The following is a 22,381-nucleotide window of genomic DNA, read 5'->3' as shown; positions in this document are numbered from 1 at the left end:
TGCGCCGGGTGCGGATGGTTGAGCCGACAGTCTCCGCAGCCGAGCACGAACTGTTCGGCGGGCCCCTGCGCTACGACATGGGCTGGGCCGAACATGAACGTGCGCGGCTCGACTTGAACATGCTCTCGGCCATTCGTGCCATGCCCCGGCTGGTCGGCGGAACCCTGCGCAGGGCCTGGTCCGCCGACCGGCCCGCACTGCTGGCGGTCGGGGTCAGTGAGATCGGCCAGGGCATCGCGGCAGCCGTCAGCCTGCTCGCGGTCAACGCCGTGATGCATGCCCTGCTCGGCAGCGGCACGCCTGTCGACCGCCTGTACGGCGCCCTTCCCGCGTTGATCTCCGCCGCGGTCGTCGCGGTGGTGAACGCCGGCCTCGCCGGCTGGTCCACTTCACGGGCCGGGCGCCTGGAGCCCCTGGTGGAACGGATCGCGACCACCGAGTACCTGGCCGCAGCCACCGCGGTCGAGCTGGAGGCCATCGAGGACCCGGAGTTCCGGCGCCTGATCGATGTCGCGCAATACGGTGCCGCCTCGGCCCGACGCATGATCAGCGCCTGCGTCGCCGCACTGAACGGAACGATCTCTCTGATCGCCACAGCAAGCGTCCTGACCATCCTGCACCCCGCGCTGCTGCCCATGCTGCTGCTGATCGCGGCACCGCGCGGCTGGGGAGCCATGCGGGTGGCGCAGGAGCGCTATGTGTCGGTGATGACCTGGGTCGAGCATGTGCGCGCCAGCCGCCTCATCGGCAACCTCCTCACCGAGCGCAGCGCGGCCCAGGAAGTGCGGATCCACTCGGTCGGCCCGTTCCTGTTGGACAAGTACAAGGGGATGGCCGAGAGCGCCGAGGCCGAGCAGAAGCGGCTCGCCAACGGCAAGGCCCTGACCGAGCTGGTGGCCGCTGCCCTGTCCGGTCTGGCCGTGGCCGGCACGTACGGGGTGATGTTCTGGCTGATCACGGCCGGGCACATGAGCCTTGCCGTGGCCGGCACCGCCGTGATCGCCGTCCGCTCCGGCTCAGCGAGCCTGGGCGCGCTGGTCATGAACGTCAACCAGCTGCACGAGGAGAGTCTTTACGTCCAGGACCACGACAGGTTCCTGGCCGAGGCCGCAGGACGAGCCATCCCCTCGGGCGGGGAACCCGTGCCGCACCAGGTCGAACAGGTCGTCCTCGACAAGGTCACCTACCGCTACCCGGACCGCGACGCTCCGGCACTGGACGGGGTCTCGATCACTCTCCCCATGGGGTCGGTGACCGCAGTGGTGGGCGAAAACGGATCGGGCAAGAGCACCCTGATGAAGGTCCTGGCGGGCCTGCTGCTGCCGCAGAGCGGCACGGTGCGCTGGGGCGAATCCGAACTGACCGGCCTGGACCGCTCCCAGGTGTTCGACCGCGTCGCACTGCTGACGCAGGATTTCCAGCGCTGGCCGGTGACAGCCGCCCTGAACATCCGCATCGGCCGCCCCGACCAGGATGCCGAGCACGAGGAACTGGAGCCCTCTGTCGACTACGCCGGCGCCTCCCCGGTCATCGCGAAACTTCCCCATGGTCTGCGGAGCCTGCTGGCCCGGATGTTCCGCGGCGCCTCGGAGCTCTCCGGAGGCGAGTGGCAGAAAATCGGACTGGCCCGTACACACTGGCGCAGCTCCACGTGCCCCGCGGACAGCGTCCTGATCGTCGACGAACCCACTTCCGCGCTCGACCCCGAAGCAGAGATCGCCGCCTTCAACCGCATCCGCCAACTCGCCGGGCCACACCGGGCCGTGGTCCTGGTCACCCACCGCATGTCCGGTGTCCGCCACGCCGACACCATCTACGTCCTCACCCAGGGACGCCTGAGCGAACACGGCACCCACGATGAACTCATCGCCGCAGACGGACGGTACGCAGCCATGTTCCACACCCAGGCCGCCCAGTACGCACCGGATTCCCGCGCCCAGGTACCGAACCCCAGCACTCCGCCCGTCCCGGACCACTCCTGACCCCGCAGACCGAAAGGACGGTCGTGCCCCGAGCTCCCCCACCCCCGCCACATCCACTCGGGCCGGGGCTCCCGACCTGGTACGGAACCGGCTGACCGACCAGCTCGTCGCCGCCGACCGGATCCGCACCCCGCTGTCGAGACCGCCTTCCGCAGGGTGCCCCGGAGCGCCTTCACCCCCCGAGGCGGCCTCGACGCGCGGGGTACGCCGACTACATCGTCGCCACCCGCCGCAATGGGCGACGGACGGGTGACCAGCTCAGTCTCCGCTCCCTGGCTGCGGGCCGGGATACCGGAAGCCGCGTGTCTCCAGCCCGGCCGGCACGTCCCGCGTTCCCGGGACGCGGGCGATCGCGCCCTCGTTGGTGGCGTCCGGACCCGCTTCGGTGGCCAGTCGGCGGACGTGTTGAGGGGGCCCTCAACCAGAGGCGAGGACCGGGCCGGGCCAGGTCAGGCCAGGAACAGGGGCTCATCGCATGGACGCGGTGGGTGGACGCTCGCGTACCGCGCCGTAGGCGATGAAGTACGCCGGCACTCGCTTGAGCCACCGCGAGGTGGTCAACAGTTCGGCCATCCGCTGTGACCGCTTGGCGTTACCGAAGGGCGGGCGTCCCTCCAGTACGGGTGCGATGACCCGCGCGTGGGCGAATCGCTGCAGCGCCTGCGTCGCGGCTGTGGTCGGCCACCGTCGGCGCTGTACGGCGCGTACGTCCCCCAGGCCGACCGTACCCCTGCGCAGCGGCTCGACGAGATACCGGGCGGTGGCGACGGCGTCTTCGACAGCAAGGTTGATGCCGATACCGAAGACCGGCGACATCGCGTGCGCCGCATCACCGATGCACAGCAGTCCCGGGCGGTGCCAGCGCCGGAGGCGGTCGAGCCGTACATCGAGCATCTTCACCTCGTCCCACGACCGCAGCGCGTGCACCCGGTCCCCGAGCCAGGGGACGGCGGCCGAGAAGTCGGCCATGAACCGCTCAAGACCGGCGGCACGGCGTTCGGCATCGGTCCCCTTGGGGATCAGCGCCGCGCACTGCCAGTAGTCCCCGCGGTCGATCATGGCGGTGAGGAACCGGTCGCCGACGCCTCCCACGAGCCCGTGCGGATCGCCCTCGCGCCGTGGCAGTCGGAACCACCAGGCGTCCATCGGGCAGGTGAATCTCCGCAGCCCCAGTTCGGGCCGAGACCGGGCCAGCGAGCCCCGGCCGTCGCAGGCCACCGTGAGGGTGGCCCGCAGTTCGCCGGTACGGCCGTCGGGTGTGCGGTACCGCACCCCCGTGACCCGTCCGCGCTCCACCAGGAAGGAAGTCGCCTCGGTGCTCATCCGCACGGAGAACGACGGCTCCCCAGCGGCCTCGTCCGCGAGGAGGTCGAGCAGGTCCCACTGCGGCACCATCGCCACGTAGTTGTAGGGGCCCCGCAGCGCGCCGATGTCTCCGACGGTCACCAGCGAACGGTCAGGGCCGAGCGGCAACTGGACCGTCGTCACCCGCCGCTGCGGCAGACGGGCAAACCGCTCCGCCAGGCCGAGGTCGTCCAGCAGCGCCAGGGTGGACGGATGCACCGTGTCGCCGCGGAAGTCGCGCAGGAAGTCACCGTGCTTCTCCAGGACCGTGACCGCCACTCCGGCCCGGGCCAGCAACAGGCCGAGGACCATTCCGGCGGGGCCGCCGCCCACAACACAGCACGTGGTCCGTTCCATCGCAGCCCCTGCCCTCGGTGAAATCCCGGTATCCATCACGCTGGGACATATACCATCAAAACCTGCAAATCTGTCGTGAAGATTCGCGGATCCTTCTGGGAGGCATGATGAGCCAGCAGCCGGTCCTTCTGCCCTACGCCGACCCGGCCTTCGTGGCAGACCCCTACCCGCTCTACCGACAACTGCGCGAGGACGGCCCGGTACGGCGCGCCGTCATCGCCGGCGGCCTGGAAGCCTGGCTGGTCACGCGCTACGAGGACGGCATCGTGGCACTGTCCGACCCCCGGTTGAGCAGCGACGTCCGTGACGCGTCGGACCCACGCCTCCTGCAGCGGCTGCCCGCGACCGAACGCGAGTCCGTACTGCGCAACATGCTTCGCTCCGACCCGCCCGACCACACCCGCCTGCGCCGCCTGGTCTCCAATGCGTTCACAGCGCGCAGGGTGGCCGAGCTGCGGCCTCGTGTCCAGGCCATCACCGACCGACTGCTCGACGCGATCGTGCCGGTCGGCAGCGCCGACCTCGTCGAGGACTTCGCGCTGCCGCTTCCGGTCACGGTGATCAGCGAATTGCTCGGGGTGCCCGTGGCCGACCGGCACGACTTCCAGCGGTGGACCGACGACATGATCCTGCAAGGGGCGGAGCCGCCGGACCCGGCCCGGATGAACGCGGCGTGGCAGCAGATGCACTCGTACCTGACCAGGCTCCTGGAGGCCAAACGAGCCCGGCCCGGGGACGACCTGCTCAGTGCGCTGATCGCCACCCTGGACGAGGAAAACCGGCTGGACGAGGACGAGCTGATCGCCATGGCCTTCCTGCTGCTGGTGGCCGGATACATCACCACGGTCAACCTGATCGGCAGCGGCATCGCCGCGCTGCTCGCCCACCCCGACCAGCTTCAGATGCTGCGGAAAGATCCGGCGCTTCTGCCGGGCGCGATCGAGGAGTTCCTCCGCTACGACGGACCGGTCAGCCCCGGGATCGCCCGGTTCGCGCGCGAGGACGTCTCCATCGCGGGCGTGGCCGTCCCGCGCGGCGCGACCGTGCTGATCGCCTCCGCCATCGCCAACCGCGACCCGGCACGGTTCTCCGAACCCGATCGCCTGGACATCACCCGACAGGACAATGCTCACCTCGCGTTCGGGCACGGCATCCACTACTGCCTGGGGGCGCCGCTGGCCCGGCTCGAGGGCCAGATCGCCATCGGAACCGCCCTGCGCCGCCTTCCCCACCTCACCCTGGCCGTGCCGCCCGGCGAGCTGCGGTGGCGGCCGGGCGGGCTGCGCGGCCCCGAGCGGCTGCCCGTCACCTTCACATCGGGCAACCCGAACTGAGCAAGCGAACGCCGGTCTGGCGCGAGTAACGGGTGGAACGCCGCCGTGCGGCCCCGTCCGGTGGATACTCCGTCGACAATGTCAGCGCAGCCCGACGGCCCGGGGGATTGTCTGGGAGACGCTGTTCTCGGCGCTGCCCGGGCGGTGACCCGGAGCGTGACGAAGTCCGCGGACTTCGGATCGTCTCCGCCGCGGCCGGACTCGGAGCCCTGGCCATGCTCAGAGGCCCGTCTCCCTGCTTCCTGGGCACCCACGTGTCCCTGACGCGGGTCGCGGGTCGCGGCTCCCGAGTCGACCTTGTGAACTCCGGCGCTTCGCGCCCCCGGGGCGGGCGCGCGCCATCAGCGTGTCCGACTTCCAGCCCGCTCACCCGTAACGCAGGCTGGAGCACAGCGACAGCGTCCCCGACAACCTCAACGACCAGATGCGCGAAAGCCGCTCGACGGTGCCCCGCCACCGCCCCAGGCAGATGTGTTCGCCCGTCGCGCGCTCGCCGGCCCCTGCCATCGAGCACCTCGCACCGGCCAACGACGACGGGCTGTGTTCGCACCGACCACGTGTACAGGAGAAACCGTGCTCATCGACCTCACCGGCAAGACCGCACTCGTCACCGGATCCACGCAAGGAATCGGTTTTGCCGTTGCCGCAGGACTGGCCCGTGCCGGCGCCCGCGTAGCGGTCAACGGACGCCGCCGACAATCCGTGGAGGAAGCCATGGAGAAACTGCGGCAGGAGACGGACCGTGACTCCTTCATCGCCGCGCCCGGCGACATCACCACCGACGACGGCGCCCGGCATGTCACCGAGGCAGCCCCGGACGTCGACGTCCTTGTGAACAATCTGGGCATCTTCGGAGCGACCCCTGCCCTGGAGATCAGCGACGAGGCATGGCGCCGGTACTTCGACGTGAATGTCCTGTCCGCCGTCAGGATGATCCGCGCCTACCTCCCCGCCATGAAGGACCGCTCCTGGGGACGGGTCCTGAACATCGCGAGCGACTCGGCCGTGGTCATCCCGGTGGAGATGATCCACTACGGCGTGTCGAAGACTGCTCTGCTCGCTGTCACGCGTGGCTTCGCCAAGGATGCCGCCGGCACCGGGGTCACCGTCAACTCGATCATCGCAGGGCCGACTCACACCGGCGGCATCGAGGATTTCGTGTACGAACTCGTCGACCGCAGCCTTCCCTGGGACGAAGCGCAGCGGGAGTTCATGGTCAAGCACCGGCCGCAGTCACTGCTGCAGAGGCTGATCGAGCCGGAAGAGATTGCAAACATGGCTGCGTATCTCAGCTCGCACCTCGCCTCCGCCACGACCGGCGGGGCCGTGCGCGCGGACGGTGGATACGTCGACTCAATCCTCCCCTGACAGGTCACGGACGCGAGGGGACCCACAGCTGTACAACTCCCTCGGCGTGGTGGTGTGCGTCAACTTGGCCGAGGCGTCGCTGTGCGGGCCGCGGGGAAGAGAGCTGCCCCGCGGCCGAAGGCGTGAGCAATCACTTCTGGCCAAGCGTGATGCGTTCGGTCAGGTCACCGACCTCGCTGCCGAGTTTCTGCACAGGGGCGGCGAGGGAGGCCAGTGCGGACTCGACATCGACTGCTGCGGCCGTGTACTTGTCCATGCTGGCTGCGTGCTCCAGCCGTGCCCACACGGCGGCTTCGGCCACCAGGGCGTCGCGCTGGGGGCTGGCGATCGGGTGCTGGGATGCCTTGGTGAGCAATTCGCGGGCCTGCTGGCCCGGGGCGCTGTCCGTCATGGCCGGAATCCTTCCAGCGGGCGTGCGGCGGAGGGTGGATTTCAGACGGTGGAATGCAGCGAAGAAATACGACCTGCCCGCCTATCTGCTCGCAGAGCTGGTGTACAACGAGGTCGGAGGCGATCCGTCGAGCACGGACGACACCCAAGACCATCCTCACCAACGACCCCAACACCTCGTCGCAGTCCTCCGCATCGACGCTGCAGGCGGCTGACTCGGGGTCCGGTCCGGTCATGGGCCGGGCCGTCCGCGCTGCCGGGGCATGGCCTCGGCCGGCTGCGGTGCGTGCACGTACTCCTGCGTGTGCACCAACTCGGCTGCGGTGACCCGGAAGTGCCAGTTGTCCGTTCCGCGCCGGACGACGGTCAGCCACGATCCTTCGGCGGCACGGTAAACCGCCCGCGCGGGAGTACCCGGTCGGCCCGCGGCCCCGCGCGGGACATGGCTGCGGCCAGCTCCTCGGCCTCGGCCACGGCGTGCTCCCTGCCGCCGTCGACCGGCCGGCCGCTGGTCACCTGCCAACGGGGATGGCGGCGCAGCCGTCGCCCGCCGGCTCGCGCGACTCGACGTTCTCCTCGACCAGGACGTACCAGGAACCTTCGGTTGTCATGGTCTGAACCTATCGCCCCACGATGTCGACACTGCCGCGCCTCTCGAGATCCTCAGCGGCATCTTCCAGGGCCGGGCCGGTACCGCGAACGGCCTGCTTTGCCCCCGATAGTTGACGTCGCGTCGGTGGCAGTTGCGGAGGATCGAGGCGTCCTGTGATGAGACAGGAGGAAGGCGAGGAAAGTTGGGCGCAGTGTTCGAATCGCTCTCCCCCATCTAGCACATCAGCCCCGGCAGGCCACTTCTCTGCGGCCGCCATCCGCCTCGAGAACCATTGCATTCAAGGGCGATCAAGGATCAAGCACCCTCCCAAGTCAACCGAACGATGGACACGACCTCGAACCGGTGCACGGCTTAGTCTCAGCGCTGACCGCCTGAAGTGAACCAGGAGTGAGGCGCGGATGAGGATTGGGCAGCCCAGAGGGGCGGCGTGCGCCATGCCGCCGACGCTGCGGCATGCACTGAACGGCTTGTTCGTTTCCTCGCTCGTCGCTGCCCTCCTGATCGTGATCGGTCCGGGCACGGTTGTGTCGAGCCAGGACACGTCCATCGTGGCCGCCCTGTCCGTGCTCCTCGCCGCCACGTACGCGGTGGGATTCGCCGGCCCTGCCAGGCCTGCCGACTCTCGACGTCGCGAGGAACCCACCGAGTCCGTCGACATAACCGGAGGGAACCCGGGCCGTGTGCTGCGCTGGCTTGGCGCGCTGACCGCGGTATGGACCTGCCTCATGGCGTTCAGTTCGGGGTTCGGCTGGCTGGGGTTCCCGCTGTTCGCACTGTATGTCCTGCACCTGCCGCTGCGGCTGGCGGTCGTGGCCGTCGCTCTGGGGACCGCCATCGTGGTCGCCGCCAAGGGAGCGGAGGCCGGCGCGCTGGGGATCCCCCAGGTGGCCGGACCGCTGCTGGGCGCGCTGGTCTCCACGCTGACGCTGCTCGGGTACCAGTCGCTGTACCGGGAGAGCCAGGCCCGCAAGGCGCTCATCGCTGAGCTGGTCGTCACCCGGGACGCGCTGGCGGAGTCGCAGCGGGAGGCCGGCCGGCTCGCCGAACGCCAGCGGCTGGCACGGGAGATACACGACACGGTCGCGCAGGGCCTCTCGAGCGTGATCATGCTGTTGCGCGCCACCGACGCCGCGCTGCCGCCGGACGCATCCCTGGCGCAGGAGCGGACCGCCGCGGCCACCGAGGTCGCGACGGCGAACCTCGCCGAGTGCCGGCGCTTCCTGTACGAACTGAGCCCGCCGCCCCTGGTCGAGACGCCCCTGCCCGAGGCGTTGCGCCGACTGGTCGACCGGACTGCCGAGGACGGTCTCAGCACCGCTTTCCATCTGCACGGGGAGCCGTACCCGCTGGGAGCCGAGTGCGATGTGGCGCTACTGCGGCTGACCCAGGAGGCGCTGGCCAATGTGCGCGGGCACGCGCACGCCGAGAGGTGCGTGGTGAGCCTGTGCTACCTGGACGACCGGGTGACGCTCGATGTCTTCGACGACGGCAAGGGCTTCGATCCGGAGCTGCCCCCACAGAACTCCCGTGGCGGCTTCGGGCTCTTCGGGATGCGCCAGCGGATAGAGGAGCTGGGCGGCGCGCTCACCGTCGAGTCCGCGATCGGCGAGGGAACGGCGGTCGCCGCCAGTCTGCCAATTCCGAATGGGGTGACATCATGACCGCGCCGCAGACCGCCTCCGTCGCGCAGGTACGCGTGCTGATCGTCGACGACCACCCGGTCGTGCGCCGTGGCCTGCGTGCGCTGCTCGATGACGTGCCCGAGGTCGTGGTGGCCGGTGAGGCGGGGGACGGCGCCGAGGCGCTGCGAATGGTCGCCGGGTCGACGGAGGTCGACGTGGTCCTCATGGACCTGCGTATGGGCGGCGGTGCCGACGAGATGTCAGGCGTCGCCACCGATGCGACCGGCAGCGGGCGAGGCGGCGGCGAGCGCATGGACGGTGTCGAGGCCACCCGCCGGATCAGGGCCCTGCCGGCCCCGCCCCGGGTGCTGGTCCTCACCACCTACAGAACCGACGCCGAGATCCTTGCCGCCGTCGAGGCGGGTGCGACCGGTTACCTACTCAAGGACGCGCCGGTCGAGGAGCTGATCTCCGCAGTGCACGCAGTCGCGGCCGGCGAGACCGTGCTGGCTCCGCCCGTCGCCACTCGGCTGCTCGGCCGCATGCGGGCACCGCAGTCCACACTGACCCCACGCGAGACAGAGATTCTCGTCCTGCTCGCGAAGGGACTGTCGAACCGGCAGGTGTCACGCGCGCTGTTCATCAGCGAGGCAACAGTGAAGACCCATCTGGTCCGTGTCTTCGCCAAGCTCGGGGTGGACAGCCGCACCGGCGCCGTGACGGCGGCACTGGCCCACGGCCTGATCCCCGAACCCCTGCCCGGCCCCACCTAGCCGACCGCACGACCGAATCCTGCAGACCCGCCCACCCCCTCCGGCCGGCCCGAGTTTCCGGACCCCACAGCGCAGCGAGGTTCCCCTGCCACACCACCGAGCTGACACAGCGGCGGCCCATGGCCGACGCCGCAACACGGCACGCGGTCCGCCGTCCTGGTACTGCTGCACTGCTCTCACCTGAAAGTGCAGCACAACCACACACCGCATCCACATGCAGTGATCCGACGCGGCGCCGAAATTCCCGCGACCGCGTGGCTTTCGCGCGCCTTCATTCCCTCTCAGAGAAGGTCATCGCCTCAATGAGACAGTCACGACGGACTGAGTCGACCAGATCCTCAGCCCGCTCAACCACCTCCATAGCCTACCGGCTGACACGCCGTCCAGTGCGTACGGCCCTGGGGGTGCTCACCGCGGCCTGTGTGGCCGGAACGCTTTGCACCCTGCCCGTCGCCGCAGCGACACCGGTCGCGTCGGCCGCTCAGGCTGCCCGGCCGCAGCAGGACGGCCCGGTTGTCGCCACGCACAAGCTCACCCTCGTTACGGGAGAGGTGGTGACGCTGGAGCGTCACGCCAGCGGCTTCCAGGCGGCGACGGTCGCGCCCACACCTGACGGCACCCCAGCGGGCTTCTCCAGCATGAGGGTGGGCGAGGAGGTCTATGTCATCCCGGACAAGGCACAGCCGTACCTTGCCGCGAACGAGCTCGACCGCGAGCTGTTCAACGTCACCAAGCTGGTCGAGTACGGCTACGACGACGCGCACCGCCCCGCCGTGCCGCTGATGGCGACCTTCGCGGGCGCGCCGGGCAAGGCGGGCAAGGCGCTCAAGCAGGCCGCGCCGGCCGGTTCGGTGAAGGCCGACGAGCTGCCCAGCGCCAACGCGGTGGCGCTGCGCGCGAGCAAGAAGAAGGCGGCGACGTTCTGGGAGGCGGTCGACGACGACAGCGCCGCCGCGACGACCGCACCGAAGCTTGCCGGCGGCATCAAGAAGCTCTGGCTCGACAAGCCGGTCAAGGTGACGCTGGACCAGAGTGTGCCGCAGATCGGCGCCCCGGAAGCATGGGCGGCCGGGTACGACGGCACCGGCACCAAGGTGGCCATTCTCGACACCGGTATCGACCCCAATCACCCCGATGTGGCGGGGCAGGTGAAGAAGACGCAGAACTTCACCGACGACCCCGACGCGGTCGACCACCACGGTCACGGCACGCATGTCGCCTCGACCATCGCCGGCTCGGGTGCCGCATCGGGCGGCAAGTACAAGGGTGTGGCGCCGGGCGCCGACCTGTACGTCGGCAAGGTCCTCAACAATGCCGGTGAAGGCCCCCAGTCGGGGGTCATCGCCGGCATGGAGTGGGCGGTGGCCGAAGGTGCGGACGTCGTCAGCATGAGCCTGGGTTCGCCGGTCGCCAGTGACGGCACCGACCCGCTGAGCCAGGCCGTCAACGAGCTCACCGCGTCCTCCGGCGCGCTGTTCGTCATTGCGTCCGGCAACGAGGGCTCGGACAAGTCGACCGTGGGTTCGCCGGGTGCCGCCGACGCCGCACTGACCGTCGGCGCGGTGTCCAAGTCGGAGCTGCTCGCGGGCTTCTCCAGCCGCGGCCCGCGCAAGGGCGACTTCGCGGTCAAGCCGGAGATCACCGCACCGGGCGTGGGCATCGTCGCCGCGCGTGCCGCCGGCACCTCGATGGGTCGCCCGGTCGACGCCAACTACACCTCGGCCAACGGCACCTCGATGGCCACCCCGCACGTGGCCGGCGCCGCGGCGATCCTCGCCCAGCGCCACCCGGACTGGACCGCCGAGCGGCTCAAGCAGGTGCTGGTCAGCACCGCCAAGCAGGGCTCGTACACCGCCTACCAGCAGGGCGGCGGCCGGGTCGACGTGCCCAAGGCGATCGACGCCACCGTCTACTCCAGCCCCGCTGTCGTCAGCATGGGTAAGTCGACGGCCGAGAGCGCGCCGGTCACCAAGACGGTCAGTTACGTCAACACGTCCAGCGCGGACAAGACGCTGTCGCTCCGCCTGGCCGCCTCCGGGGAGACCGGGCCCGCACCGGACGGCACGTTCACGCTTAGCGCCACCAGCGTGACGGTCCCGGCGAACTCCACCGCGAGCGTGACGGTGACCTACCACCCCGAACTCTGCGTCCTGGGTGACTACACGGGTGTCGTCACCGCCACCGCGCCCGACGGCTCCGCGATCCACACCACCGTCGGCGCGACGAAGGGGGTGCCCACCGTCGACCTCACCGTCAACGCGATCGACCGGAACGGAAACCCGGCGCAGGGCACCGACGTGACCGTGTTCGACCTGGACGAGGACGAGGTCATCCAGCCCTACCTCCGGGACGGAACGGCGACTGTCGCAGTGCCGCTGGGACGCTACTCGGTCATGGGTGTCGTCTACACGCGGGACAAGGCCGGAGTCGAGATCCTGGACGGTACCCTCGCCGGCGACCCCATGGTGGAACTGAAGGCGGACAAGACGATCACGCTGGATGCCCGGCTGGGCAAGGAGGTCAAGGTCGCAACGCCCAGGAAGTCCGAGCCGAACGGCTACAGAATCGGGTACCGCCAGCAACTCCCCGGCAAGTACGGGATTGACTTCATGAAGATCATGTCGAGCGCGATCTGGGATCATGCCTACGCGGTGCCCACCGCGCCGGTGACGAACGGCACCTTCGAGTTCAACTTCCAGCAGCGCAGGTACGCCCCAGTGATCCGGGCGTCCATTGCCGGGCAGGCCGGCGCGCTCCCGCTTGAGCCAGTGTTCAATGCGGCCCGGCTGGACGGCCCCAGCACGCTCCGGGCAGTCAACGTCGGCAAGGGAGGGCCCGAGGACCTGGCCGGCAAGAACCTCGGTGGCAAGCTCGCGGTCGTCACCAGCGATGCCACCCGGCAGACTGCCGACCAGATCGCCGCCGTGGCCGATGCCGGGGCGAAGGCAGTGATCATCGTCGGCGACCAGCCGGGCTCCTTCTACGCCAGCGTGCCGCTCGTCGCCCGCACCGCCATCCCGGCCTGGACCCTCACCCGGGACGAAGGCGCGGTGCTCTTTGCCCGGATGGCCGACGGTCCCACATTGATCAACCTGCACGGCATCGCCAAGAGCCCGTATGTGTACAACATCGCTCTCATGGTTCCCGGTGGAATCCCCGCCGACCCCGTCGACGCGGTCACCGCGGAGAACTCGGCCGTGGTGAAGTCCCACTACCGCGGCTCCAAGGGCACCAAACTTGGCGAGACCGACTCGGTGGTCCGCCCGGGAGAGCGCCTCATCGTCCAGGTGGTGGAGTTCATCGATGGGCCGCTGGACCGGGAGGAGTGGTCCTCCACCGGCAGCAGGTGGCCGACCCTGAAGGACATGCGATGGTCCCACGCGGTCTTCCCGGACCCCACCAACATCGCCCGCCGCATGAATGACGTGCTCCGCACCTATCGCCCGGGCGAACAGCGCGAGGAGACCTGGCTGGGCGCGGCGAACGGCCCGGCCGGACCGGCGAACACCCGCGCGGTCCGCGAGGGCGACGACATGACCCTCATCGTGCCGGAGATGGGTGACAGCGAACCGGAGCATTTCGGCTGGTTCGGCGCGGCGTCCGACAAGGCGATGGTGCGGGTGTACCAGGACGAGAAGCTCCTCACCGAGACGACGCGCGCGATGATGATGCTGCCGGTCAGCCCTGACCCGGCGGCCTACCGGATCACCATGGACACGTCGCACCCGGCGTGGTTCCCGCTGTCCACCGAGACCAGCACCGCGTGGACGTTCAAGTCCGCCCGGCCGGTGAGCGGGGAGGAGAACCTGGCGCTGCTCTGGCCGAAGTACGGCTTCGGCCTGGATGCGGAGAACACCGCCAAGGGTGGCAACATCTACGACTTCGACCTGGCGTTCGCGCTCCAGACCGGCGCCACCCCGGACATCGACGGGGTCGAGGTGGAGACGTCCACCGACGACGGTGCCACCTGGAGCCCCGCGACGGTGAAGACCAAGAGCGACGGCCACTACAAGGTGTCCGTCCACAACCCGGCAAAGGGCTATGTGTCGCTGCGCGTCAAGGCGCAGGACACCAACGGCAGCAAGATCGAGCAGACCCTGATCAAGGCCTACGCCGTGCGCTGACGCTCACGGCAGACCTTTTCCGACCGCACCCCTGGCGCAAGGCACGCCCTCGCGCCAGGGGCGCACCCCATTGTACTGGCAATCAAATACCTTGCCGGGACTCCGTATTGCCGAAAAAAATCAGCAAAGTCCTTGAAAGTGCCGGACATGTTCGAGAGTTCTCGACGTCCGTAGCCGCTTGCTTGACACACCGCATCATCGGCGCAGCTCCACATTTTTGAACGCGGCGCCGGCGGCATTTTCCTGTCCATGAATTCTTCGGGTTGGATCACCGGGCGTATGTCTCGACGTGGTACTCCGGCGCGCCCGACCAGCATCAGCAAGGCGGCGTGGCGTTCCTCGCCGATTTCTCGGCCAATTGCTGTGGCGGGTTTGTGACATGGAAGATATCCGCCACGCTCAATCAGTTGCCTCGGTCGGTGCTGAGCTCGAAAGTATCTGCTGGTACGGCAAGGACTTCTTTGCCGCGATGAGCAGGAGGCACTCATGCATCCACCTCGCCATATTCACGGCGAAACCGATAAATTGGTATCTCAGGAGGCCTGGCGATGAGGCGTTTTGGGCGCCGACTGGCCGCCTCGGTCGTCGGCATCACCGCCATCGGGATGGTCATATCGACCCCTTCGGCGATTGCCGTCAGCCCAACCCCCGCCCCTTCTACCCCTGCAGCCCTCAACCAGATCCAGCCCGCTTCGGTCGACGGCGACCTTCTCCGCGCTGCCGCCGGAACTCGGGCAAAGCTGTCACTGACGCTGGTGACCGGCGACAAGGTGCAGATCGGTGTCACCGCGGACGGGAAGCCGGTCGTCCACGAGATCGAGCCGGCGACGCGGCCCGGCAACGAGTCGGTACTCTTCCAGACCATCACCAGGAACGGCCAGCTCTACGTCGTCCCGGACGACGTGTTGCCGCTGCTCCGTGCCGACCTGCTGGACTGGGAGCTCTTCAACCTCGCCAAGCTGGCCGCTTGGGCGGCCAAGGGTACGACCGGTGAGGTCCCGGTGATCGCCGCGTACTCCGAAAAGTTCGGCGCTCGGACGGCGCCGACCGCCGCCGGTACCAAGGCCAAGAGCGTCCTGAAGAGCATCAACGCCCGCTCGATAACCATCAAGGGCAACGGCCAGTGGTGGCGAGAGGTACGGGAGAAGAACGCCGGCAAGTCCGCCTCCGCCGCTCGGGCCGCCGGCCCGCTGGCCGGAGTGAAAAAGGTGTGGCTGAACGAGCTGACGAAGATTCAGCTCGACAAGTCCGTACCGCAGATCGGCGCGCCCGCCGCCTGGAGCCGCGGCTATGACGGTTCGAACGTGAAGGTTGCGGTGCTGGACAGTGGCATCGATGCCACCCACCCCGATCTTGCCGACCGGATCGCCGAGGCGGTTGACTTCACCAACAGCCCGAAGGGTCCGGTGGACGAACACGGACACGGTACCCATGTGGCGTCCACGATCGCCGGCACCGGAAAGGCCTCCGACGGGCTGCGTCGCGGTGTGGCGCCCGGTGCGAAGCTGCTCATCGGCAGAGTCTGCGGTCCGGACGGCTCGTGCGCCGGCGACGCGGTCATCGCCGGCATGGAGTGGGCCGCCAAGTCCGGTGCCGATGTGGTGAACATGAGCCTCGGTGGCCCGCCCTCCGACGGAACGGACGCGCTGAGCCAGTCGGTCAACAAGCTCAGCAAGGACTACGGCACCCTGTTCGTCATCGCCGCGGGCAACAACGGCCCCGGCGCCAAGACGGTCGGGTCGCCAGGTTCTGCCGACGAGGCGCTGACGGTCGCGGCCGTGGACAAGAGCGACCAGATGGCCCCCTTCTCCAGCCGCGGGCCTCGGATCGGGGACGGCGGGGCCAAGCCGGACATCGCGGCTCCGGGCGTCGCCATCACCGCAGCCCGGGCCAAGGGCACCGCGATGGGCAAGCCCGTGGACGACTACTACACGACCGCCAGTGGCACTTCCATGGCCACCCCCCATATGGCCGGTGCCGCGGCGATCATCGCCCAGCAGCACCCGGACTTCACCGGGCGGCAGATCAAGGCGCTGCTGATGGCCACCGCCAAGGACCTCGGGCACGACGTGTACGCGCAGGGCGCCGGCCGGGTGGACGTGGCCCGTGCGATCGATCCGAAGATCATCCCGGACGGGAACCTGAGCTTCGGCCGACTCGAATACCCGCACTCGTCGGCGTCCAGGACGGTCACCTACACCAACTGGACCGACGAGCCGATCACGCTCACGCTTTCCGCCTCGGCCTCCTCCTCGGGCAAGCCCGCGCCGGCGGGGCTGCTCACGCTCAGCGCCAACCAGGTGACCGTGCCCGCCAAGGGGTCGGCCGACGTGACGGTGACCCTGGACGGCAAGGGGGTGGACGATGCCGGGCAGTACGGCGGATACACAGGCGCCCTGACCGCCAAGGACAGCACGGGGACGACGCTGGGAACGTCGCGGCTCTCGGCGTTCCTGGAGCCGATCCGTCACGACCTGACCATCAAGGTCATTCCTCCGGCCGGCGCCACCGACATCCGGTACGGCAACGCGCTGATCGTCCCGATGAACGAGGACAAGCTGGGCCTTTACGAGGACCCGCTGGTGGCACCGGGTGGTGAGACGGCCAAGGCCAGGGTCTTCGCCGGCACTGTCGCGGCGGCCCTCACGATGTCGTGGCGGGACGCGGCCGGTGAGCTGCACCGGGCCGCACCGATGGCACCGCAGGTGCAGGTCGCCGGGGCGACCACGGTGGAGCTGGACTTGCGGAAGGCCAAGCCGGTCAGGGTGAACGCCCCGGAGCCGACGGAGACATACCGTGCGGCCTTCAAATTCCAGCGGACCTCTGTGGACAGCAATTGGGGGCTTACCGGATCGCTGGGCACCGAATACGGTCCCGGCGAACCGAACTGGTGGGTACTGCCGACCAGCGAGGTGAGCGTCGGCACGCTCGCCTTCAGGAGCGCACATGTCCTGGTACCGCCGTCAGTAACGATGAAGGTCACGGGAAACGGTGACTCCTTTGACCTGGACGCCCGCTACGCGACGCCGGACAACTCCATTTCCGGCGGGACTCAGAATTGGAGGGAAAACGGGAGGAACCAGGTCCGCGTCGTGCGGTTGACGATCCCCCGACTGCCCACCAACGGGCAGAAGCCCATCGTCTACGCGGGCACCGGTACGGCCGAGGAGCTCGCCAAGGTCGACGCGAAGGGTGCGCTGGTGCTGGTGCGGCCGACCGACATCTGCACGACGACCTGCAACTTCACCGCACTCCGTGAGCGAGTGGCGGCGGCTGCCGCGGCGGGTGCGGTCGGGGTGCTGGTGGCCGGCGGGACCGAGCGGGTCACCCTGGAGTCATACGGGCGCCGGAACTACAACTGCGAGAACGGTCCGGACAGCTGCCCGCCGGTCGAGCCGTACGCAGCGTTGCCGATCGTGACCGTACCCCCGGCCGAGGCCGCCACGCTGATCCGGCGGATCGGGGGCGGGGCGATGCCCGGCGTCCAGGTCGAACTCGGCGGTAACAGCGAGGTGTCGAAGAGCTACGCGCTGACGTTCAGCACCAGCGGTCGGATCCCCGCCAGCCTGCCGCACCAGGTCCTGCCCGAGGAGCTCGACCGTGTCGACCACCGTATCCACGCTGACCGGCCCGGGGTGACTACCTACTTCGGCTGGAGCCGGACCACCGACGCCGGCCCGGTTGTAGCGGAGATGGACCTGCCCAAGCCGGCCAGCCAACGGCAGCTCACCACGTGGGTCACGCGGGACGACAACGCGGTCGACACATTTGAGCTGGCCACCAGGCATTACATCGCGCCGTCCGTGCTGAGTGGAACGGGCGCAGGCGAAACTCAGGACCTGGCGCTCGACAGGAAGAACACGATCGGCTGGAGCACGGGTCCGTCCCTGCCCGGTGCGGTGCCCCAGGTCCGCACCAAGTCGGGCTTCACCAGCAGCGCCGGCCTGCCGTGCGCCGGCTGCCGGGAGGCCGACCGGTTCTGGCCGACCATGTACCTGACCGGCAGCGGAGGCGCTCGCCAGGCCGTGATCGGCATGGCCAACGAAACGCCATTGTTCCCGCTCCTCTATGGGATGCAAACCTGTACCACCTGCGACGTCAGCCTCTCCAACCAGGCCGGCGACGAACTCGAGCAACGGCTCGTCCCGCTCGAGTTCGCCTTCCAGCTCGGCGAGCCCGGCAACGCGCCGGACCTGGTGTCGGGGAGCAAGCGGTGATGACCGAAGCGAGAAAGGAGACCGGTCCGATGAACGCGACCGCGCCATCGAGGTGGCGCCGGACAGTGAACCTGGCGGCGCTGACAGCCGTAGCGGTGCTTGCGGTGGCGGGTTGCGGTAGTGCTGACGTCATCACGTATGACCTGCCTGCGCAATCAGCCCGATACTCGTTCGAGGCGGAAACCAACGGGGTCAAGACCGTGTGGGAGTACATGTCCGACCGGCCGACCAAGCCTGACGCGCCGACGTCGCAGCCGTGCATCGCGGACGCCATCGTCAAGGATCCAGGTATGTGCCGTCCGGAGCCGTTGATCTTCCTGCGGTACAACCTGGGCCTGGATCTGGACAACACCGCCAAGGCCGACGGCACCCACCGCGTCACCGTCACCGGCTACTACCAGGATCGGCTCAGCAAGCCACCGACCGTGACCGAGCTGCGGGTCGAGGCCAGCGTCGACGGTGGCAAGACCTGGCAGCCGGCAATGACCAAGGCCGACGGGCAGAACACGTTCACCGCGCAAATCAAGCACCCGAAGCGTGACGAGGCTCCCGGAGGAGTCGGACTGCGGATCACCGCGACCGACAGTGCGGGGGACACCGTCAAGCAGACGATTCCCAAGGCGTACCAACTGCGCTGAGGTGAACCGCTGAAGCGGTGAACCAACCCGGAGAAGGTCACGGCCGGGGCGAGACGTGAGTTTCGCCCCGGCCGTCTCTCGCGATTTCGTGGAGGAGCATCATGCTGTCAGACGTGCTGGGGCTGACCCCCGAAGAGGCAGAGAACTACCACACCCTGATCTCGGTAGCCTCCGCCACTCCCGCCGAACTCGCCGAACTCGTCGGCTGCGACGCCCGCCAGGTGGTGCGCGTCCTCGGCATCCTCGAAGACCGTGGGCTCGCCGCGCGCAGCCTCGGGGACACCACCCGGTTCGTGGCCTCCCCGCCGGCGGCGGCACTACGGGCCGTCCTGGTCCAGCGACAGAACGAGCTCAAGCTGGCGGAACTCGAACTCGACTCCCTCGACGAGATCTATCGCGCGGCCACCCTCGGGCGCGGCGTCGCGGACGTCGTCGACGTGATCCACGGCAGCGAGGCCATCCGCGAGCGCGTCGGACGCATACAACTCGGCGCACGGAAAGAGGTCATGAACTTCGTCAAGGCGCCGTTCTTTTCGCCCGGCAACATGACCGACGACGCAGTCATCGCGCGTGGCGTCCGATACCGCGTGATACTCGAACGCGCGATGCTCGACGAGGGAGCCCCGTCGTTCGGCGAGATCGCCCAGGCGCAGGCCGCAGGAGAGGAGGTCCGGGCCGCCGACACAGTGCCACTGAAACTCTTCATCGTGGACCGCGAGTTCGCCATTGTTCCGCTCATCGGTTCAGCCAATGCCGCAAAGTCGGGAGCCCTGGTCGTACACGAGAGCAGCCTGCTCGACGCGCTGATAGCACTGTTCGAGTCCGAATGGGAGAAGGCGACGCAATTTGTCACCAGTGCAGGTACGTTGGGGAACGCGCCCGCCATCGATGACCTGGATGCACAAATCCTCAGCCTGTCGCTGACCGGCCTCACCGACCAAGCGATCGCCACCCAACTGCGCACCTCCCTGCGGACGGTGCAGCGCCGGATCCGGCACTTGATGGACGCTGCGAAAGTGCAGAATCGCCTGCAGCTGGGCTTCCATGCCGCACGGCTGGGCTGGCTCGAAGCCGAGCAGGACGGCAATACCAGGGTGTGAATCCGAGGCGGTCGAGCATGAGGTGCGCGGGGGTGTCCAATCAACGGCGGATCTGCTGATCAAGGGAGAGACGCCAAGTGAGCGAGACAACGATCGAGCATGAGGCCGTCGGGGACTCGGCCGGCGGTGTGGTGCCGTCGGCCGCATCGAACGAAGGGGGGTGTCCCGCCAGGGACTACGGGACACCCCTTTAACCCCTTAGCTGCGGCTGCGCATCATCGACATCAGCAGCCCGTGAGTTTCGGCGTCAGCGGCTACCACAAGTCCGCGGCCGGCCGGGCCGATCGGGGCGCCGTCGATCCCGGTGACTACACAGCCTGCGGCCCGGCACACAGCGATGCCAGCGGCGAAATGCACGCTCCCGAACAGGTCACCGCCATCAGTGACGTACGCGGCGCGCTTGCCGGCCGCGACCCAGGCCAACGCCAGCGTCGTGGGCACGACACGCGGCCGGAACGGCTCGACGAACTCGGGGTGGGCCAGCAGGTCCACGGCCCGGAAGCCGGGCGCGCTCGGGAACGGCGGATCCAGGTTGACGTCCACCAGCCGGGTAGCGGGCGTGGGCGCCAACTGCGCATCGGCCCCGTCGTGGCGCACCCAGGCGGTCTCACCGTCGGTGAAGAAGACCTCGCCGCTGAACGGGTCGACGACCGCCGCCGCCCCGTTGCGCAGCCTCACGTTGACGGCCACCAACGTGTTGTCCACGGCGTAGTTCAGCATGCCGCACAAGGGATCCACCACCACCTGCGCACGGCGTCGGCAGCACCGTGCTGCCCGCCTTCCTCGCCGAGTACCGCATCATCGGGCCGAGCGGCACGGATGATGCCAAGGATCGTCTTCTCAGCCTCTACATCGGCGGCAGTGGCAAAGTCCCCAGCACCCTTGTCGATGCGGGTGAGCCGCTGTCCGTACATGGTGCGCACCACATCCGCGCCGGCACGTGCGCCAGCTATCGCCACTCCGGCATCGTCAAAGCTCGCGTATGAGTTGATCAAGCTGTGCAGAATAGCGAGACGGAGCCACCGACTTGGCGAAACCATGCGGTCACGGCACTGGACCGTTGACCGTACGGGACCGCCCTCGTGTCAGCCCGTGACGATTCCGGCGACGAGGTTGATGGTGGTGGCCAGGATGCTCGCGCCGAAGACATAGGAGAGCAGGCAGTGCCGGAGGGCGACCGCGCGGATCGTGGGGCTGGAGACGTCGGTGTCGGAAACCTGGTAGGTCATGCCGAGGTTGTAGCTGAAGTAGAGGAAGTCGCTGTACCGCGGCAGGTCGTCGGTGTTGAAGTCGATCCCGCCCTCGGGTGGCAGGTAATAGATGTACGCGTAGCGGGCGGCGTACATCAGGTGGAGTGCCGCCCAGGCCATGAACACGCCGCAGAGCGCCGTCGCGGCCGCGGCGTGGCTCAGGCCCGAGTGGCCGACCAGGAGCAGCGCCACGATGCTGACCAATCCGCACACGGCGGCCGCGACGACGGCGAGTTCCTCGACGACGGGCCGGAACTCCTCGCGCCGGACGTTGCGATGGGTGGTGGCGGCGTCCATGGGCCACAAGGCGATCCACCCAGTCACAACGAAGAACGTCTCCGCCGCGGCGATCCCGGCGAGGATTCCCAGGGGTGGGTGGGTCAGGACGCCGACGACCGCGCCGACGACCACTCCGACAACCGCCGCGCCCGCAAGTCGGGGAACGGCGGGAAGCATCAGCCAGTGGTTCATGGGGCCTCGAGAGTCATGCCTCGGCAGCTCGGTCAAGGGTCTCAGGCTTCCAGTACGACGAAAGTCTCGTCCGTGTAGGTCAGAAACATCAGCGTCTCATGGACGTACAGATCGATACCGCTCGCGTCGTGCCCGGTGCGGCCGATCGCCACATCCGCCAAAAGGCGCAGTTCGAAGTGGCCTCCGGGGGCGGACAGGACGAAGGCATCGCTGAGGGCCGGCGCTCAGACCGGGGCGTCGTCCGGCATCCGGTCCAGGTGAGCCGCGATCGGACAGCCGTGGCCGGAAGTCTCGCTGACCGCACGGTACTCGTCGGTGCCGAGCGGGAGCATGTATGGGCCATGGATGCCTGGCCAGTCGCAGCGATGTCAGAGCCCGGCTGACCGCGTCGGGACAGTCGCGCGGCTCGGCAGGCAGACTCAGCAGCGGGTTCGACGACCGTGCGCGCAGTCCGTCGACGGCGACGAGCCCCGGGCCGTCCGGGTCGAACGGAACGCCACGGAACGGGTCGGACCCGCCAGATCCTGGAGCCCCTCGCACACGATGGCCTCACCACCGGGGGCCATGATGGCCACCGGGAGGACCGCTGCCCTGGAGGGACGCGTGACGTCGGGCTGGGACACGGCCATGACACTCCCGACGACGGACAATAAGGCGCAAAAGAAATAAAAGGGGAACAGCGTCAGAGTAGCCGCGCATGGACCGGGGTGCAGCGCGGCGGCACACCCCCGCGGAATAGCCGGGACCGCCCTGTCCCTCAAAAGTCGAATGGCGAGAGGTTGCCAGCGGCCATAGCCT

Annotated in this window: 14 protein-coding genes and 1 pseudogene; 9 read left to right on the top strand and 6 right to left on the bottom strand. The window is 68.7% G+C overall.

What is annotated here, in order from left to right:
- Positions 1–14: 14 nt before the first annotated feature.
- Positions 15–1,982 carry an ABC transporter ATP-binding protein gene (locus OG395_RS45300; protein WP_327249667.1) on the top strand — a complete coding sequence of 656 codons (1,968 nt, stop codon included), beginning with the start codon at positions 15–17 and terminating at the stop codon, positions 1,980–1,982.
- Between the two features lie 468 nt (positions 1,983–2,450).
- Here OG395_RS45300 and OG395_RS45295 read toward each other — a convergent pair whose 3' ends face one another.
- Positions 2,451–3,683: an FAD-dependent oxidoreductase gene (locus tag OG395_RS45295; protein WP_327248119.1), complete on the bottom strand. Its 1,233-nt coding sequence runs from the start codon at positions 3,681–3,683 to the stop codon at positions 2,451–2,453.
- Between the two features lie 107 nt (positions 3,684–3,790).
- Between OG395_RS45295 and OG395_RS45290 the strand changes: the two genes are divergently transcribed.
- Together OG395_RS45290 and OG395_RS45285 are read left to right on the top strand one after the other, a co-directional pair.
- A complete protein-coding gene (locus OG395_RS45290; RefSeq protein WP_327249666.1) occupies positions 3,791–5,017 on the top strand; it encodes a cytochrome P450 family protein in 1,227 nt (408 codons plus the stop codon).
- Between the two features lie 573 nt (positions 5,018–5,590).
- Entirely contained in the window at positions 5,591–6,385 is a 795-nt protein-coding gene (locus OG395_RS45285; RefSeq protein WP_327248118.1) for an SDR family NAD(P)-dependent oxidoreductase, read from the top strand.
- A 130-nt stretch (positions 6,386–6,515) separates the two neighbouring features.
- Here OG395_RS45285 and OG395_RS45280 read toward each other — a convergent pair whose 3' ends face one another.
- Positions 6,516–6,776: a hypothetical protein gene (locus tag OG395_RS45280; protein ID WP_327248117.1), complete on the bottom strand. Its 261-nt coding sequence runs from the start codon at positions 6,774–6,776 to the stop codon at positions 6,516–6,518.
- A gap of 365 nt (positions 6,777–7,141) precedes the next feature.
- The gene (locus OG395_RS45275; RefSeq protein WP_327248116.1) at positions 7,142–7,291 is read right to left on the bottom strand and encodes a hypothetical protein; all 150 of its coding nucleotides are present in this window, start codon (positions 7,289–7,291) and stop codon (positions 7,142–7,144) included.
- A 531-nt stretch (positions 7,292–7,822) separates the two neighbouring features.
- Between OG395_RS45275 and OG395_RS45270 the strand changes: the two genes are divergently transcribed.
- The 6 genes from OG395_RS45270 to OG395_RS45245 all read left to right on the top strand — a co-directional run bounded on the left by OG395_RS45270 (position 7,823) and on the right by OG395_RS45245 (position 19,862).
- A complete protein-coding gene (locus tag OG395_RS45270) occupies positions 7,823–9,049 on the top strand; it encodes a sensor histidine kinase (RefSeq protein ID WP_327248115.1) in 1,227 nt (408 codons plus the stop codon).
- On the top strand, positions 9,046–9,783 hold the full coding sequence (locus OG395_RS45265; RefSeq protein WP_327248114.1) for a response regulator transcription factor: 738 nt from the start codon (positions 9,046–9,048) through the stop codon (positions 9,781–9,783). Before OG395_RS45270 ends, OG395_RS45265 begins: the two co-directional genes overlap by 4 nt.
- A gap of 422 nt (positions 9,784–10,205) precedes the next feature.
- The gene (locus OG395_RS45260; RefSeq protein ID WP_327248113.1) at positions 10,206–13,907 is read left to right on the top strand and encodes a S8 family serine peptidase; all 3,702 of its coding nucleotides are present in this window, start codon (positions 10,206–10,208) and stop codon (positions 13,905–13,907) included.
- A gap of 548 nt (positions 13,908–14,455) precedes the next feature.
- Complete coding sequence (locus OG395_RS45255) at positions 14,456–18,124, top strand: S8 family peptidase (protein ID WP_327248112.1); 3,669 nt, start codon at positions 14,456–14,458, stop codon at positions 18,122–18,124.
- Complete coding sequence (locus OG395_RS45250) at positions 18,124–18,762, top strand: hypothetical protein (RefSeq protein WP_327248111.1); 639 nt, start codon at positions 18,124–18,126, stop codon at positions 18,760–18,762. The genes OG395_RS45255 and OG395_RS45250 overlap by 1 nt, the downstream gene beginning before the upstream one ends.
- 101 nt (positions 18,763–18,863) lie before the next feature.
- Positions 18,864–19,862, top strand: a complete 999-nt coding sequence (locus OG395_RS45245; protein ID WP_327248110.1) for a helix-turn-helix domain-containing protein — start codon at positions 18,864–18,866, stop codon at positions 19,860–19,862.
- Between the two features lie 198 nt (positions 19,863–20,060).
- On the opposite strand, the pseudogene OG395_RS45240 reads toward OG395_RS45245, so the two are convergent.
- From OG395_RS45240 to OG395_RS45230, 3 genes and pseudogenes are all read right to left on the bottom strand, one after another.
- A pseudogene (locus OG395_RS45240) lies at positions 20,061–20,857 on the bottom strand (inositol monophosphatase family protein).
- A 90-nt stretch (positions 20,858–20,947) separates the two neighbouring features.
- Positions 20,948–21,583, bottom strand: coding sequence for a DUF1345 domain-containing protein (locus OG395_RS45235; RefSeq protein ID WP_327248109.1), 636 nt, complete (start codon positions 21,581–21,583; stop codon positions 20,948–20,950).
- A gap of 41 nt (positions 21,584–21,624) precedes the next feature.
- Positions 21,625–21,753 (bottom strand): hypothetical protein, encoded by a 129-nt coding sequence (locus OG395_RS45230; RefSeq protein ID WP_327249665.1) that lies wholly within the window; start codon positions 21,751–21,753, stop codon positions 21,625–21,627.
- Positions 21,754–22,381 lie beyond the last annotated feature (628 nt).

Source organism: Streptomyces sp. NBC_01320 (genome assembly GCF_035974375.1).
GTDB classification, from domain to species: domain Bacteria; phylum Actinomycetota; class Actinomycetes; order Streptomycetales; family Streptomycetaceae; genus Streptomyces; species Streptomyces yanii.
The sequence above is the reverse complement of the archived record's forward strand: the minus strand, read 5'-3'. Positions and strand labels throughout refer to the sequence as shown.

Bases quoted from the DNA above. Each gene is read 5' to 3' on its own strand.
- OG395_RS45250 (WP_327248111.1), top strand. From the start codon at position 18,124: ATGACCGAAGCGAGAAAGGAGACCGGTCCGATGAACGCGACCGCGCCA.
- OG395_RS45255 (WP_327248112.1), top strand. From the start codon at position 14,456: ATGAGGCGTTTTGGGCGCCGACTGGCCGCCTCGGTCGTCGGCATCACC.
- OG395_RS45300 (WP_327249667.1), top strand. From the start codon at position 15: ATGGTTGAGCCGACAGTCTCCGCAGCCGAGCACGAACTGTTCGGCGGG.
- OG395_RS45235 (WP_327248109.1), bottom strand. From the start codon at position 21,583: ATGAACCACTGGCTGATGCTTCCCGCCGTTCCCCGACTTGCGGGCGCG.
- OG395_RS45265 (WP_327248114.1), top strand. From the start codon at position 9,046: ATGACCGCGCCGCAGACCGCCTCCGTCGCGCAGGTACGCGTGCTGATC.
- OG395_RS45280 (WP_327248117.1), bottom strand. From the start codon at position 6,776: ATGACGGACAGCGCCCCGGGCCAGCAGGCCCGCGAATTGCTCACCAAG.
- OG395_RS45290 (WP_327249666.1), top strand. From the start codon at position 3,791: ATGAGCCAGCAGCCGGTCCTTCTGCCCTACGCCGACCCGGCCTTCGTG.
- OG395_RS45245 (WP_327248110.1), top strand. From the start codon at position 18,864: ATGCTGTCAGACGTGCTGGGGCTGACCCCCGAAGAGGCAGAGAACTAC.
- OG395_RS45270 (WP_327248115.1), top strand. From the start codon at position 7,823: ATGCCGCCGACGCTGCGGCATGCACTGAACGGCTTGTTCGTTTCCTCG.
- OG395_RS45295 (WP_327248119.1), bottom strand. From the start codon at position 3,683: ATGGAACGGACCACGTGCTGTGTTGTGGGCGGCGGCCCCGCCGGAATG.